Genomic DNA, 16,765 nt, shown 5'->3' with positions numbered 1-16,765 from the left:
AAAAATATGAAAACGAATAAATTATTAAATGCCATCGGCCTGGCTGCGCTACTCTTTTTAAACATTTCCTGCGAAGATATTTTAAAAGAAGAACCCAAGAGCCTGGCTACCGCCGATAGATATTATACCACACCAAAGGGTATTGAAGATGGTTTAAGTGCCGCTTACTCCCATTTAAGAAGCTTTTACGGCCAGGAGCAAGGCTTTTTTCTGACTGTAACCGGCACCGATATTTTTACGAATGGCTTTGGCGGTATTGCCAATTCGCCGGATATTAATAATTACTCGCCCAATTTGCTGGGTACCAATGCTATGATTACCACAGTGTGGGATAGCTTTTACAAAGGCATCAACCAAAGCAATACCATTATTGGCCGGGCACCATCGGTAACCGGCCTGAATGAACAACAAAAAGCCCGGATAATAGGGGAGGCGCGTTTTCTGCGGGCTTTATATTATTTTCATCTGGTGCAGCAATTCGGCGATGTGCATTTTACCCTCGAAGAAACCATTGGGGTACAAACTACCGCCAATCGTACCCCGTTAGCCGAAATCTATGCCAAAGGAATTGTGCCGGATTTAGCGTATGCCGTTGCCAATTTGCCTCTTACCCCGGGTAAATATGGTCAGGCCACCAAGCCGGCCGCCGAAGCCCTTTTAGCTCGGGTGCAATTAACCATTGGCAACTGGGCCCAGGCCGAAACTTTAGCCAAAAGTGTGATTGATAATCCTGCTTTTAAACTGGTAACGCCTTATGCTGCTTTATGGAATATCAACAACGACGTTAACAGCGAAATAATCTGGGCGGTGCAGTTTACGGGCGATCCGCTTACCAATGGCCCCGGCAATTCCGGGCATTTATACTTTATATTTGATTATACCTTTAATCCGGCTATGGTCCGAAATATTGATGACGGCCGGCCATACCAGCGGTTTTTACCCACCAATCACTTAATTAAATTATTTGATCCGGCCATCGATTCCCGTTGGAACGGCTCTTTTAAAACAGTGTGGCGGGCTAACAGAACCGCCACCATCAACGGGTTTACCGTTAATCCCGGCGACACGTCCATTAAAATTGTGCGTTACCCCGTACCCGATAATGTAAAACGGTCGAAGCCTTACTGGTTAATAGATTTTAAAGATAACTGGATCGGCAGTGTTACTGCTTTTCAGGAAGTCGGGACTAATAACCGGCGCAACCATCCGGCTTTGCTCAAGTTCCTGGATCCGCTGCGGCCCAGCGTAAACGAAACGGCTGGCCGGCGCGATTTTCCGGTAATCCGTTTGGCCGAAATGTACCTGGTAGCGGCAGAAGCAGCCATGAAGCAAGGCAAAAATGAGGTGGCAGCTAATTACATTAATGTTATCCGGAACCGGGCGGCTATTCCGGGCAAAGAGCAGCAAATGCGGGTAAGCGCCGCCGATATCACCCTGGACTTTATACTGGAGGAACGGGCCCGCGAACTTGCCGGCGAAATGCACCGGTGGTATGATCTGAAACGGACGGGAAAACTGCTGGAACTGGTAAAAAAATATAACCGGGATGCTGCCCCCAACATAAAAGAAATGCACCTGGTAAGGCCAATTCCCCAAACCCAAATAGACCGCGTTACCAATCCGGGTGAATTTTATCAGAACCAAGGATATTAAATAATCTTCATAAATGAAGATTAATGCTTTGCTAATTTTTTAATTATGTTTTGAGTTATAGCGTGTTTATGTATAAGACCGTAGAAAAATGATTATAAAATCAATAGCAGCGTTAACCATTCTGCTCTTACAGGTTTTTACCGGTGTATCGCAGAACCGGCAACTTCGGCCTAACGTACTATTTATCGCGGTGGATGACCTGCGGCCGGAACTGGGCATTTATGGGAATAAAATCATTAAAACGCCCAATATAGATAAAATAGCGGCCCAAGGAATTACTTTTCGGAATCATTATGTACAGGTTCCGACCTGTGGCGCCTCCCGCCGAAGCCTGCTTACCGGCATGCTCCCACGCAATAAAACCCATTTAAGCAACGAAGTCATCCGTTTACAGATTTCCGGCGAGCCTGAGCGGGAGAGCCCCGAAACATTTATTCACCAGTTAAAGCGCAATGGGTATTATACCGTAGGCATCGGCAAGATAAGCCATTATCCGGACGGATTAATTTATGGTTATACCGAAGACCCGCATGGGGCAAAAAGAGAACTGCCTTATAGCTGGGACGAAATGTTGTTCGATCCGGGGAAATGGGGTACGGGCTGGAACGCCTTTTTCGGGTACGCCGACGGTACAAACCGCCAAAGCAGGCAGGGTAAGGTTAAACCCTACGAAAACAGGCCGGTAAACGACGAAGGCTACCCCGACGGGCTGACGGCAAATCTGGCCGTAAAAAAATTAAAAGAATTAGCCGGCCAAGAAAAGCCATTCTTTTTAGGTGTTGGTTTTTTCAAGCCCCATTTACCTTTTAATGCCCCCAAGCAGTACTGGGATATGTACGCGGCCGCCCAGATTCCCCTTACGCCGTCACCCGGTATTCCGGAAAAGGTAAACCCGGCTAGCTTGCACCAGAGCAGTGAATTTAATTCTTACCTGGCCGGCGACGAGAAACCATCCTTAACCGATCCGGTGTCGGATGCTTATGCCCGCACATTAAAGCAAGCGTATTATGCCTCGGTTAGTTATGCCGATGCCCAGATTGGCAAAGTCATGGCGGAACTGGAGCGGTTGGGTTTAGCCGAAAATACAATTGTGGTTGTATGGGGCGATCATGGCTGGCACTTAGGCGATCACCGGGTTTGGGGTAAACATACCATTTTTGAAGCGGCGCTGCGGAGCCCTTTAATTATTAAAGCGCCCCAGGTTAAACAGCCGGGCGCCGCCAGCAATCATATCGTCAGCACCATTGATCTGTATCCGACCATCATGGAGTTATGTGGTGTAAAAATGCCGCACCAAACCGACGGGAAAAGTCTGGTAGCCTTGTTAAAACAACCGGCTAATAAAAAATGGGAAGATAAAAGCTATAGTTATTATAACAACGGCGTGTCATTGCGCACCCAACAGTACCGGTTAACCCGCTATTACCGGCCAGCGGAGCCAACCATAGAACTGTACGATCATCTGCAAGACCCACACGAAAATAAGAATATTGCCCAGGATAAACCGGAAGTTGTGCAAAGGTTAATGCCGCTGCTGGAAAAAGGGGATACTGGTATTTTCAAATTCACCGGTAATAAAGAATAAATTTATAATAGCGCCAATAACCTTCGGGGTAAATGGCTTGAATGAAGTAAGAATCCTGACATTATTTTTTACATGACCAAAGTAGCATCAAAACTCATCGGCTTGCTTTTTTTTCTTTTTGCCTGTAGTCCGGCCAAACAACAGAACGAAACTGCTACTAAAGAGCAAAAGCCCAACATTATTTATATACTGGCCGACGACCTGGGCTACGGCGATTTAAGTTGCTACGGCCAGCAGAAATTTAGCACCCCCAATATCGATCGGCTGGCCGCCGAGGGCATGCTCTTTAGGCAGCATTATGCCGGCACGGCTGTTTGCGCACCTTCCCGTTCGGCTTTGATGACGGGTCAGCATACCGGGCATACCTTTGTGCGGGGCAATAAAGGAATCAATGACGGACAATATCCTTTACCCGATTCGGCTTATACCTTACCAGAATTGTTAAAACAGGCAGGCTACGTTACCGGTGCCTTTGGTAAATGGGGGCTTGGTTTTCCAGGCTCCGTAGGAGAACCTTTAAAGCAGGGTTTCGACGAATTTTTTGGCTACAACAGCCAAACCATCGCCCACAACTACTATCCCTGGGATTTATGGCACAACCGAGAGAAAATAACATTACCCGAAAATGCCGGGGTAAAACAGGGTACGTATGCACCGGCGCTTATCCAGGAAAAAACGCTGGCTTTTATAGAGCAACATAAAGACACTTCTTTCTTTTTGTATGTGCCTTCCATTATTCCACATGCCGAACTTATCGCTCCGTCTGCCTATATGGATCAGTTTTTAGAAAAAGCTGCCCCTGGGCAGCCTGCTAAAAGTAAATTTGCCCCGGAAACGGCTTACCAGGGAGTGGATGATCTGAATGCTCCCCGGTTTAAAGTAGGGGGGTATGGCTCCCAGCCTTACCCGCGGGCGGCTTTTGCCGCTATGATGAAAGTACTGGATGACCAGGTTGGGCAAATTATGGAAAAAGTAAAAACGCTGGGTCTGGAAAAAAATACCATCATAATCTTTACTTCTGATAACGGCCCGCACCAGGAAGGCGGCGCCGACCCGGATTTTTTTAACAGCAACGGCCCTTTGCGTGGTTATAAAAGAGACTTATACGAAGGGGGAATCCGGGTTCCCATGATTGCCTGTTGGCCAGGAAAGATCCAGGCTAATTCCACCTCTGACCATATTTCGGCTTTTTGGGATGTGATGCCTACATTGGCCGAAGTAGTAAATATTAAAAAGCCGGAAAATACAGATGGTATTTCATTTCTGCCAACGCTACTGGGGCAGGCAGGGCAACAGCAGCATAATTATCTATATTGGGAGTTTCACGAGCAAGGCAAAAAGCAGGCCGTACGCCTTGGCGATTGGAAAGGTATACGGCTGGGCTTAGCAAAAAATCCGGTTTCTCCCCTGGAACTCTATAATTTGAAAGAGGATATAGGAGAGGAGCGCAACGTGGCTGATCAGCACCCGGAAGTAGTTAAGGAAATGCAACAAATTATGCAGCAAAGCCATTCTGAAGATCCTAATTGGCCCTTCTTGGTGCAGGCAAAACAATAAAGAAATTTGCAAACAAATTATACTTCGGATTATATCGGAAAAAAAGTAGAGTTTAATCAAACCAAGAATGCTGGTATTTAATTATAGGCTTTAGGGCAAAATTCCAGAAAAACTAACTAAAAAAATTTAGGCTAACAGTTAATTCCAAGTAGTATAAAAGCGCTTCTATAAATGATAACTTAGAAGATGCAATATATGCGTGTCATTCCGGAGGATTCTTCTGCATAGAAGGCCCTACAGGTACATTCCAAACTTTGTTTATTACCTGTTTAACCAACTCATGCTGAAGATCCTTAATATAATGACTGGTAATGAAAGCCAATTGCTGGGCTGCTATGGAATATCATATTTAAGATTAGGTAAAATTTAACAGGAATTTTTTAGCGAACAGGAATCTTTCAATATTTCAATGCTGAATTAGCATTTGAATAATTAGTATTGGCCATTTTGTATTAATGTAGGTAAGATTTGTTCAATAAATGATTTGCTTTTAAACAAAAGACTTTCATCAAAGCCAGCCAACTGATTTTAGTCTAAAAATATCATTTTTTTAGATGAGATAATGAAGCTTTCCCCCTTTTATTAAGAAACCAGCTTTTTTCGGGTAAATCAATTGCCGCTTCAGCTTACCTTTTGTTGCGGTTTTATTTCCACTGCTAGTGCTGGTTTTGTTTTCTGTAAAGTTTTGGTAAAACAATTCTTGTTTTCATCTAATCCACCACACAATGAAGAGAAAATTACGTCATCTAAATGCCTGGAGGTTATCATTTGTATTAACCTTAGTTAGCCAGCCATTTTGCCAGGCACATGCCCTCACCTGGGTAAAACCAAACTATCCTGGTTTATCCTTTTCTAACAAGGGAGTAGCAGTTCATTTAGAGCCTGATAAGAGATTATTAGGAGAGGGCAACATAGCAGCCAAACCGGTAAGGGGTAAAGTAACTTCGGAAGCCGGCGAACCTTTAATTGGGGTAACCGTGGTGGTAAAAGGTACTACAGCAGGTACCAGTACAGATGCAGGGGGCAATTATTCCATAGAAGTACCCGACAATGGCGGCACTTTAGTTTTCTCTTATATTGGTTTTATAGCCAAAGAGGTAGTTGTTGGGAACGCTACTACGCTTAATGTAACTATGGCTCCGGATGCCAAAGCCCTGGAGGAAGTGGTAGTAGTGGGTTATGGTACCCAGAAAAAAAGTAGTGTAACCGGAGCCGTTGGCTCGGTAAAATTTGACCAGGAAGTAAGCAGCCGGCCTATGGTAGAATTTGGGCAGGCTTTGTCCGGTAAAGTAGCCGGAGTACAGGTACTAAGTGCCAGCGGCAAGCCGGGCGCATCTTCTACGGTGCAAATCCGAGGTATTGCTTCCATTTCGGCAAACAGTTCTCCGTTGATTGTGGTAGATGGCAACCCGCTCCCGAGCTATGATTTAAACCTGATTAACAGTGCCGATATCGAATCCATTGAGATTTTGAAAGATGCTTCTTCTGCCGCTATTTACGGCTCGCGCGGTGGTAACGGCGTTATTCTCATCACTACCAAAAGCGGTAAATCGGGGAAAGCCAAACTGGATTTAAGTTATACGGCCACATTACAGGCACCGATTGACCGGGTGGAGATGATGAATGCCCGGGAGTATGCCCAGGCTTCTATTGATGCAGCGCAAAATGCCTGGATTAATAAGGGGGGCGACCCGAATGCACCTAATACTTTGGCCGCCAGAGGCGCTTATAAATATACCTGGCCCGAAGCCTTTAATAATCCGGAAAGCCTGGTGAATACCGATTTTCAAGATGTGGTTTTTCGTTTGGCTCCCATGCACAAAGTTGATTTGAGTGTGTCGGGTGGCAACGAAAAATCAAACTACCTTATTTCGGGCGGTTATATTTCCCAGGAAGGAATTGTCATTAACTCAGACTATAACAAATATGCCTTAAGTTTAAAAGCATCTACCAAAATAATGGATTGGGTAGAAATCGGCGGAAAACTAAGTGCCGTGTACGACCAGACCAATAATCCTTTCGACCGGATTGTAGAGTGGGCAGTCCAATATCCGGCTATTTATCCGGTATACGGCAGTAATGGCTATTTGGGCGATGCCACGAATACACCGGGTTTGGGAAATTACGATAATATTCTTTTCCGGGCCAGAAACGGCCATCCCTTGTACCAGATTAACGACGATAGAAAAACACAGGGCTTTAATAGCCTGGGAAATGTTTATACCCAGTTCGATTTTATTCCTGGTTTACGCTTTAAATCGGCCCTTAATTTTTTCTTTAACCGGTTGGATAATGCTAATTATGCCGCCGTGGACCATAACATGGGACCTAGTTATTATACCGAAGGCGTTTTAAATGCAAACCAGGAAAGAACGATTAATTACAATCTGCAAAACCTGTTAACCTATGATAAAGCAATCGGGCAACATAACTTCTCCGGCTTATTGGGTTATGAATACCTTAAAAACGATTTTTATAATGCCAGTCAGGCCCGGAATAAATTCGACAACGACCAGATTCACTACCTGAGTGCCGGCCAGGTAGTGGCGGCAGCGGCTGATAACGCCACTGAAACAGTTTTAATTTCAAGTTTCGCTAGGGTTTCCTATAACTTCAAAAGCAAATATCTTACTTCTATCTCTTTCCGGCGGGATGGATCTTCCCGATTCGGGCCAAACAAGAAATGGGGATATTTTCCTTCTGTTTCTGTAGGTTGGATTGTATCGGATGAGCCGTTTATGCGCAATATTGCCAAGATTAATAATTTAAAATTAAGAGCCAGCTACGGCTTTACCGGCAACGACAGAATTGGCGATTACCGTTGGATTGGTTCTATGCAGCAAGGGCGGGTAGCATTTGGCACTACTAACACCATATCTTATTACCCATCCAGCATTACCAATCCGGATTTAGGATGGGAGCGCACCCAACAACTTAACTTTGGCTTGGATTACGGGATGTTTAATAACCGGGTAATCCTGGAAGGAGATTATTATATCTCTAAATCAGACGGCTTATTACTTGATGTACCTATTCCGGTAGTATCGGGGTTTGGCAGTGTTTTTCAGAATATTGGAAAATTGGAAAACAAAGGCGTGGAGTTAGCCTTAACGACGCAAAACCTGACGGGGCCATTTGAATGGTCTACCCAGATTAATTTTTCCCGAAACCGGAATAAATTATTAGCCCTGGGCCCCAATGATGCACCGATGAACCTCAATGCCAATAATAGCTTACCCGTACGGAACGAAGTAGGCCAGCCTATTTTTAACTTCTATGGCTATAAATATTTGGGCGTTTATAAAAATCAGGCCGAACTGGATGCAGATCCCGCTCGTTTGCCAACCTTTAAACCCGGCGATGGCCGCTATGAAGATCTGAACAAAGATGGTAAGCTAAATTCGGAGGATCGTACTATTATCGGAAACCCGGCCCCTGACTTTACTTATGGCATAACCAACAACTTTAAATTCAAAAATTTTGACCTCAGTATTCTGTTCCAGGGCGTTCAGGGAAGCGAAGTTTTCGACAACAACCTACGTCGTTCTTTATTTTATCACGAAGGCCGGAATTATGCTAAATCAGTAGTTAATAGATGGCGGTCTGAAGCAGAGCCCGGCGATGGTTATCATCCGAAAGTGACGGTTGATTTGCATGGCTTTGAGCATATTCCCTCTAGTTTCTGGGTGGTAGAAGGCTCCTATCTTAGACTAAAAAGTTTAACCCTGGGTTATAATATTTCTCCTCAACTTTTAAGTAAAATTAAATTAGCCTCCCTTCGGGTCTACTTAAATGGCCAAAATTTATTTACCGCCAAGAATGCCAATCTTTTTGATCCGGAAAACTTTAGCGGCGGGGCAGATCAGACTTTACAACGAGGCGTGAGCCATTCGCCGTACCCGACCGCTAAAACATATTCATTCGGTATCAATATTGGACTTTAAAAATATCAGAATTAAGCGTATGAAAAGTATAAAATATATAACCCCAATAGTACTGCTGTTATCTTTATTAGCTTGTAAAGAAGAACAGCTGGACCTTTATCCGAAAATCAGCCTGACCGAAGGCAATTTTTATAAGACCGAAAGCCAGTTTATACAGGCCGTGAATGATGTTTACCGGCAAATGCGGGTTATTTATAATGCCCAGGGCATAGCCGATTTATTTGGCGAGTTAAGGTCCGATAATACATTTATAAAAATTGCGGCCGGAGGAGGAACCAATTCCATTGATATTAGTGAGTTTAAACTAAGAACCGACAATCCGTTGGTAGCAACCGCCTGGGCAAACTGTTACAATGCCATCTTTATTTGCAACAATGCCATTGAGCAATTAGATAAAACAACCGTCGTTTTTCAGCAACCTGAACTAAAAGAGCGGCTAAAGGCAGAAGCTATTTTTGTCAGGTCCTTAATTTATTTTAATATGGTACGAGCCTGGGGAGAGGTTCCCTTGGTACTATCAGTGGTAACGGCCGAACAAAGTTATAGCTACCTCCGCGAGAGCAAAGATGCTGTTTACAAACAAATTATCGGCGACCTGATATATTGTAAAAATACCTTGCCCGAGAAATATACGGGAACCAATATTGGCAGAACTACTAAATTCGGGGCAACCGCCGTATTAGCCAAAATTTACCTAACTATTGGCGATAAAGCGAATGCAGAAAAAGAATTACGGGAAATCGTAAATAGTAACTTATATTCTCTGGATGCCAATGGGAACGGAACCATTAACACCGATGATTACAATTTCAATTTTCAGCCCAATACAAAAAACAGCAAAGAATCGGTTTTGGAGGTGCAATATTTAGCCGGCGTAAATGCGGCTAATAGTAATCACCAGGAACTATATGCCCCCTGGCATTTCGCTTTTCATTTACCTGGTTCTACCGAAAACTTATTGGGCCAAGGTTTTAACACGCCAACGGAAGATATTACGAACGAATTTGAATCGAAAGATCCCAGAAAAGTGGCCTCTGTTAATCCGGGCTTTGTTAACTTAACCAATAACCAATCGGTAGATTACCCCTGGACGCCTAAATTTTTTGACCCTACCTGGAGAAATCCCGGCCAGAATTTTGAGATTATAAGGTATGCTGATATCCTGCTGATGCTTTCGGAAGTTACGGAAGACCCAACTTATTTAAATATGGTGCGGGCCCGGGTAGTATTGCCCGGATTTGGGCAGCCGGGTTATCCCGCCCAATATAATACCCTGGCCAAAGCCTTAGAACACGAGCGTCGGGTAGAACTGGCTTTCGAATTTCACCGGTTTTTCGATTTGGTGCGCACCGGGCGGGCAATTGAGGTGATGAAAGCCAAAGGTTATAATATTAACCAGGATAATATATTATTCCCGATACCCCTTAGTACCATCGATGTAAATCCGAAAATAACGCAAAATCCGGGTTATAACTAACATAAAAAATATTCTCCTGAGGGTAGAGCCGCCCGCAGGAGAATATTTCTTAACCGGAACCTAAGTAGCTTTTAAGTTAAGTGCTATAAATAGGTTTCCCTTTGGATATTTTAACTATTCCCTTTTAGTTTCGATCAGTATGAATAAAAATATACCTTTTTTTATCTTTCTGAGCCTATCCTTTTTTTGTTTTCCAAATCTGATCCTGGGGCAGGTAAAGAGTGATAAAAGACCCAATATAATATTTATAATTGCCGATGATGTGAGCTGGGATGATATTGGGTGTTATGGAAATCCGGCCGTACGAACACCTAATATTGATAAAATTGCGAAACAGGGTATTCGATTCGATAACGCTTACTTAACCACGAGTTCCTGTAGCCCCAGCCGCAATAGTATTATTTCCGGCCGCTATCCGCATAATACCGGGGCGGCCGAATTACATACCCCGCTGCCGGCCGAGCAAATCCCCTTTCCGCTGCTGCTCAAAGAAGCTGGTTATTATACGGTTCAGGCCGGCAAATCTCATTTTGGAGCACCGGCCTTGCGGGCTTTTGATAAGGCGTACGAGATGCAGGAAGGCGGCACCGGGGCAGAAGAGAGATGGGTGAAATGCTTGCAGGAAAGGCCCAAAGACAAACCAATATTTGCCTGGTTAGCTGCTATTGATGCGCACCGGCCGTGGCAAGCCGATAATTTTGGTACGCCGCACGACCCGGCTAAAGTAATTGTGCCACCTTACCTGGCCGATACCGAAGCTACCCGGAAAGATATAGCTTCTTACTATAACGAAATTGCCCGGTTCGATTTTTATATAGGAGAAGTAATGCAGGAGTTAAAGAGGCAGGGAATTGAAAAAAATACTTTAATTATGATTATGGCCGATAACGGGCGGCCTTTTCCGCGCAGCAAAAGCCGGGTGTACGATAGCGGCATGAAAACGCCTTTCATTATTAAGTGGGATGCGGGCATCCCGCAACCGGGTAGTGTTAGTAAAAGCCTGCTAAGTGTAATTGACATAGCCCCAACCTTACTGGAGCTTGGCGGACTTAAATCTCCATCTGAATTTCAAGGAAAAAGCTTTACCAAATTATTCAAAGATCCGGCACTCGAATTTCGGCAGTATGTATTTTCGGAACACAACTGGCACGACTACGAAGCCCACGAGCGGATGGTGCAGAGCAAAAATTTTATGTATGTGCTGAATTCCCGCCCTAATTTAAGTAACCACGGCCCGGCAGATTCTAACAACAGCCCTGCTTTTACAGATTTAAAGGAACTACGCAACCAAGGTAAACTTACCCCAGCTCAGGCTGATGTTTTTATGGTGCCGCGCCCATACGAGGAATTATATAATTGCCAAAAAGATCCGATGCAGCTCCTTAATGTAGCCTCCCTGCCCGAATACCAGCAGGAGTTAAAAACCCTCAGAACCACTTTGGCGAACTGGCGAAACGAAACCAAAGACAATACGCCGGAAAACCTGACCAAAGATTGGTTTGACCGGGAAACCGGCAAAACCTTAGGAAAAGATAGACAAATACGCGGGGAAATGCCCGGAGTAAAAGCCGGGGCAACAAACGAAAATAAGCCTAAATGAATAAAGTCAGTATGAAAAATATGTCAAAATACATTATTGCTATTACGCTCCTCTTATTGGGCTCTATTAAGATTAAAGCGCAACAAACGCAAGAGCGACCTAACATTCTCTGGATTGTAAGCGAAGACAACAGTCCTTTGCTGGGTTGCTACGGCGATAAATTTGCGACTACCCCCAATATTGATAAATTGGCCACGCAAGGTGTTTTATACGAAAATGCTTTTTGTGCGGCCCCGGTTTGTGCTCCATCGCGCTCTACGCTTATTACCGGCATGCTGGCCTCTTCTTTGGGTACCGAAAACATGCGGAGCGAATATCCGGTACCAGGCTTTGTTAAGTTTTTTCCGCGTTATTTAAGAGAAGCTGGTTATTACACGAGCAATAATGCCAAAAAAGACTATAACACCATCGATCAGCCGGAAGCATGGGACGAATCGAGCGGAAAAGCTACCTATAAAAACCGTAAGCCCGGACAGCCTTTTTTTGCCGTATTTAACTTGCAGGTATCTCACGAAAGCAATATTCACAAGCCGCTGCCTTCCTTAAAACACGACCCTGAAAAAGTGACCATTCCGCCGTATCATCCGCGCACGGCCGAGATGAAACACGATTGGGCGCAATATTATGACAAACTGCAAACCATGGATGAACAAGTAGGCCAATTGCTGCAGGAATTAGAGGAAGCTGGCCTGGCCGATAACACCATCGTTTTTTATTATAGCGATAATGGCGGGGTATTGGGACGGAGCAAGCGTTTTATCTACGAATCGGGCTTAAACGTTCCTTTAATTATCCGGGTACCCGAAAAATATAGCGCTTTGGCTCCTGGAAAACCTGGCTCCCGAATTGACCGGTTGGTCTCTTTTAAGGATTTTGGTCCGACCGTTTTAAGTTTAGTTAATGTGAAGGTTCCTGCTTATATGCAGGGTAAGCCTTTTTTGGGAAAACAACAGGCAGCACCCGAAGAATATGCCTTTGGTTTTCGGGGCCGGATGGATGAACGCATTGATTTGGTACGCTCTATCCGGGATAAAAAATACCGGTATGTCCGCAATTATATGCCCCATAAAATATACGGCCAATATATTTCTTATTTGTGGCAGGCCCCGTCTATGGTTTCGTGGCAAAAAGCCTACCAGGCCGGACAGTTAAACCAAGATCAATCCCGGTTTTGGGAACCCAAGCCAACCGAAGAACTCTACGATGTAACCACCGACCCGCATAATATTAATAACCTGGCCGGAAAGCCGGAATATAAGCAGGTCCTGGAAAAAATGCGGACTGATAACCGTAATTATTTGCTCCAAACAAAAGATGCGGGGTTTATTCCGGAAGCCATGCTATACGAGATTGCGAAAACCGGCAGTATTTATGAATATGCCCGCACCGAAAAATACCCCTTAGCTAACATCCTGGAAACCGCTGAAATGGCTACAACCCGCGATGCAAGCGTTTTAAATAAGCTAACAGAAAGGTTGAATCACCAGAATCCGGTGGTGCGTTATTGGGCCGTTACCGGCTGTATTATTCTGGGGCCAAAAGCCGCCGCCGCAAAAGCCAAACTTAATGCTTTGTTACAAGACCCGGAACCGGCGGTGCGCATTGCAGCGGCCGAAGCAATAAGTGGGTTGGGAGATGAGACGAAAGCGTTGCCCGTACTGTCGCAAGCCTTGGCCAGTAATAACCTGCACGCCCGGGTGCAGGCTTTAAATATTCTGGAAAACATGGGAGCGAAGGCCCGCCCGGCCTTACCGGCCATCCGCCAGTTTGCTTCTCTTGCCAAAAATGATAAAAATTCCATCTTAGATAAAAGGTTCGACTATGATATCCGGGCAGCACAAGCCCTAATCTCTAAACTGGAAGCAACGGCGCAAAAATAAATTGGCAGAAAGGTACCCGCTCTTTCTGCTAGCCCCTGCTTTAATAGAATTTTAAGAAGTACCAGTCCCGAATAGCTGATTCAACATGAAAGTAAAACTAATTTGGCTGGCCCTTACCGGCAGTTTAATGGTTAGTTACGCGTCTGCCCAAAAAGCGCCTTTAAATAATAAGGCAGAACGGCCCAACGTAGTGCTAATATTTGCCGATGACATGGGCTATGGCGATTTGGGCAGTTATGGTACCCTGGCGTATAGCACCCCGAATCTGGATAAGCTGGCTGCGGAGGGCCGCCGTTTTACTAATTTTAATGTGGCGCATGCTATTTGCAGCGCATCCCGGGCGGCCTTATTAACCGGCTGTTATGCCAACCGGGTAAGTATAGAGGGGGCTTTAAGTCCGTTGGCTACCGTAGGTTTAAACCCCGAAGAAGAAACCATTGCCGAAATATTAAAAAAGCGGGGTTATGCCACGGCTATTTTTGGTAAATGGCATTTGGGTCACCATCAAAAGTTTCTGCCCCTGCAGCAGGGTTTCGATGAGTACGTGGGCTTGCCTTACTCCAACGATATGTGGCATTTAAACTATGATGGCACGAAAGCTACCCCGGAAACTAACGCCCGGAAAGCCAGTTTTCCGCCGCTGCCTTTAATTAGAGGTAATGAAAAGTTCCGGGAAATTAATACTTTGGAAGATCAGGCCGAACTGACGACTATTTATACCGAACAGGCCGTAGGGTTTATTCAAAAGAATAAAAGCAAACCTTTCTTTTTATATATGCCGCATTCTATGCCGCACGTGCCGCTGGCAGTTTCAAGCAAATTTAAGGGCAAAAGTAAGCAAGGCTTGTACGGCGATGTCCTGATGGAAATAGATTGGTCGGTGGGTCAGGTGTTGCAGGCTTTGGAGCAAAATGGTTTAACCAAAAACACGCTGGTAATTTTTACTTCAGATAATGGGCCTTGGTTTAATTTTGGTAACCATGCCGGTTCTACGGGGGGCTTGCGCGAAGGAAAAGCCACCACCTGGGAAGGCGGACACCGGGTGCCTGCCATTATGAAGTGGCCGGGGCATATTCCGCCCGGCACGGTTTGTAATGAATTGGCCGCTACCATCGATATTCTGCCAACCCTGGCTGCTATTTCGGGCGCTGCCTTGCCCCAAAAGAAGATTGATGGCGTAAATATTGTTTCCCTGCTGACCGGTCAGCCCCAGGCCAATCCCCGCAAAGCTTTCTATTATTATGGCAATGGTTTGGAAGGGGTGCGGCAGGAGCAGTGGAAATTAATGCTGCCCCATACCTACCGGACGTATGAAGGTTTTATGCCTGGCCATAATGGCGTACCCGGGAAAACCGGTGAGCAAAAAACAGATTTTGCCCTTTACGATCTCCGGCGAGATCCCGGCGAACGCTACGATGTAAAAGAAATGTACCCCGACATTGTAACAGAGTTGAAAGCACTCGCCGATGTGGCCCGCAAGGATCTGGGCGATGAAATTCTGAAAATAACAGGAGAAAATGTGAGAGAACCCGGTAAGTTATAGAAAGAAGGAACAGGGATCAGTACTGCACTTAGCAGATGCTCATTGAATGAAATTTAATGAATGTATGCACTGTTGGCTTTTTTAACAATAATAGTTTAGAAGCCATATGATTCTCCTTTTCGGTTTGTCCCCTGACCTAGAGTATATACACAAATCAAGCGGAATGAGCGAGTCAGTAGCCTTGACACCTCTCCTGAAAGCGCTGCAAACCGATGAGAAAATCAATGGGACCAGGAGGTCTTTGCCTTTGATAACCGCTCCACCCGCTTAGTCTAGCAATAATCCAGGCGGCAAAAGCCAGCGAGTCTGGTTGGAAAGGGTTCTTCAACTTGTCAGTTTTACCCTGCAGCGTGACATTAAGCTGGCCGAGTACTTGCTGCTCGGCTGGCGTGAAGACATCGGCCATCGTTTGGGTGGTAGTACCATCGCGGGCTCGTATCAGTTGTACTACCTTGACAGCTGCGATGAGCGCCAGCAGCAGCAACTTTTTAAGCGCTGCCTCCGTGTGCACCTGACTTCCCTCCAAGCGTAAACCCTTTGTTTTCAGCGTGCGGAAAACCTGCTCAATGTGCCAGCGCTGTTGGTAATATGCTATTATTTGCAAAGCCTGTTGCGGCTTCTCAACCAAATGAGAAGTAAGCAGCAGCCAACTTATGGGTTCTTCCTGCTTGACGACACTGCAAGCATCTTCTTGTACCTTTACTACCCAGCAGGGGTGAGCCATTGGTTGCGGCTGGCGGCTTTTAGTAGCTGACTAGCACCACCTGGCCAAAACTTACCTGCAGCACAGCTGTGTGAGCACTTCTTTTGTCGGTGGCTGGTAAGGGCACCGAAAACCGGTACTGCTGGGAAAGCGTGTTTACCAGTTGGTAAAGTTTACCTGCGGGTGCCACAGGACGGTTATGCCTAGAACGGAGGATATAATCTACCCCTAAATCCTGCAGACTCGTTAGCAGCGGGAAAATATCAGCATCCCGGTCAGCTATCACTGTTTTGGCTACGGTGACTGGACAGTTCTGCAAGGCTGTTGCAATAGCCTGGTACCAGCGGTAACTCTCTTTATCCTCAAAAAAAACTTGGTAGTTCAGGCGCTTTACCTGTTGCCGCGTAGTGCTGGTTGGTTATATTCCCGCTGATAAGTGGTTACTGAAGCCAAGCCACAACAGGCACCGTCACCAGCATTCAGGCCAAGGACCGGATGCAAATAAAAGCCCTGCACCTGCCCTTTATCTATCTTGCCAAGGCCGGTGATTTTGCGTTCCAGGTTAAAAGTCAGTTGGGAAGTGTCCTCTATCAGCAGCAAATGTCCGCTGGCAGGACAAGCAAAACGAAACTGCTCATAAATTAATGATTCTAAACCAAGCATGGTTACGCGTTTATTCCTAATAAAACGGCCAAACTGTATCTCCTCCTTAGGGTCCTGAGATAACTTACGCAGGGTTAAATGTTGCCGCTGGCTGATGCGGCAGTAAGTTTATCTAAAACGCTGGTCAATCTTTTATCTGGTAAACACATCAGCTAACTGG

Annotated in this window: 11 protein-coding genes; 8 read left to right on the top strand and 3 right to left on the bottom strand. The window is 45.4% G+C overall.

Annotated elements, in window-relative coordinates; translation table 11 throughout:
* Positions 1 to 6 precede the first annotated feature (6 nt).
* The 8 genes from AAE02nite_RS20760 to AAE02nite_RS20725 all read left to right on the top strand — a co-directional run bounded on the left by AAE02nite_RS20760 (position 7) and on the right by AAE02nite_RS20725 (position 15,239).
* Positions 7 to 1,653 (top strand): RagB/SusD family nutrient uptake outer membrane protein, encoded by a 1,647-nt coding sequence (locus AAE02nite_RS20760; RefSeq protein ID WP_146902529.1) that lies wholly within the window; start codon positions 7 to 9, stop codon positions 1,651 to 1,653.
* A gap of 88 nt (positions 1,654 to 1,741) precedes the next feature.
* Positions 1,742 to 3,238, top strand: coding sequence for a sulfatase (locus AAE02nite_RS20755; protein ID WP_146902525.1), 1,497 nt, complete (start codon positions 1,742 to 1,744; stop codon positions 3,236 to 3,238).
* 72 nt (positions 3,239 to 3,310) lie between these two features.
* Positions 3,311 to 4,795 (top strand): arylsulfatase, encoded by a 1,485-nt coding sequence (locus AAE02nite_RS20750; protein WP_146902522.1) that lies wholly within the window; start codon positions 3,311 to 3,313, stop codon positions 4,793 to 4,795.
* A 725-nt stretch (positions 4,796 to 5,520) separates the two neighbouring features.
* Positions 5,521 to 8,739, top strand: coding sequence for a SusC/RagA family TonB-linked outer membrane protein (locus tag AAE02nite_RS20745; RefSeq protein WP_146902519.1), 3,219 nt, complete (start codon positions 5,521 to 5,523; stop codon positions 8,737 to 8,739).
* Positions 8,740 to 8,758: 19 nt separating this feature from the next.
* Positions 8,759 to 10,216 carry a RagB/SusD family nutrient uptake outer membrane protein gene (locus AAE02nite_RS20740; RefSeq protein WP_146902516.1) on the top strand — a complete coding sequence of 486 codons (1,458 nt, stop codon included), beginning with the start codon at positions 8,759 to 8,761 and terminating at the stop codon, positions 10,214 to 10,216.
* A 139-nt stretch (positions 10,217 to 10,355) separates the two neighbouring features.
* Positions 10,356 to 11,816: a sulfatase family protein gene (locus AAE02nite_RS20735; protein ID WP_146902513.1), complete on the top strand. Its 1,461-nt coding sequence runs from the start codon at positions 10,356 to 10,358 to the stop codon at positions 11,814 to 11,816.
* Positions 11,817 to 11,827: 11 nt separating this feature from the next.
* On the top strand, positions 11,828 to 13,696 hold the full coding sequence (locus AAE02nite_RS20730; RefSeq protein WP_146902657.1) for a sulfatase-like hydrolase/transferase: 1,869 nt from the start codon (positions 11,828 to 11,830) through the stop codon (positions 13,694 to 13,696).
* An 85-nt stretch (positions 13,697 to 13,781) separates the two neighbouring features.
* Positions 13,782 to 15,239, top strand: a complete 1,458-nt coding sequence (locus tag AAE02nite_RS20725) for a sulfatase family protein (RefSeq protein WP_146902510.1) — start codon at positions 13,782 to 13,784, stop codon at positions 15,237 to 15,239.
* A gap of 172 nt (positions 15,240 to 15,411) precedes the next feature.
* On the opposite strand, the gene AAE02nite_RS20720 is transcribed toward AAE02nite_RS20725, so the two are convergent.
* The 3 genes from AAE02nite_RS20720 to AAE02nite_RS20710 all read right to left on the bottom strand — a co-directional run bounded on the left by AAE02nite_RS20720 (position 15,412) and on the right by AAE02nite_RS20710 (position 16,605).
* Positions 15,412 to 15,963 (bottom strand): transposase, encoded by a 552-nt coding sequence (locus tag AAE02nite_RS20720; RefSeq protein WP_146902507.1) that lies wholly within the window; start codon positions 15,961 to 15,963, stop codon positions 15,412 to 15,414.
* Positions 15,964 to 15,982: 19 nt separating this feature from the next.
* A complete protein-coding gene (locus tag AAE02nite_RS20715) occupies positions 15,983 to 16,261 on the bottom strand; it encodes a hypothetical protein (protein WP_170252657.1) in 279 nt (92 codons plus the stop codon).
* 71 nt (positions 16,262 to 16,332) lie between these two features.
* On the bottom strand, positions 16,333 to 16,605 hold the full coding sequence (locus AAE02nite_RS20710; protein ID WP_146902501.1) for a hypothetical protein: 273 nt from the start codon (positions 16,603 to 16,605) through the stop codon (positions 16,333 to 16,335).
* Positions 16,606 to 16,765 lie beyond the last annotated feature (160 nt).

The sequence above is a fragment of the Adhaeribacter aerolatus genome (assembly GCF_007991635.1).
GTDB lineage: Bacteria > Bacteroidota > Bacteroidia > Cytophagales > Hymenobacteraceae > Adhaeribacter > Adhaeribacter aerolatus.
Note: the sequence above shows the minus strand (reverse complement) of the source record. Positions and strands in the feature narration are given on the sequence as shown.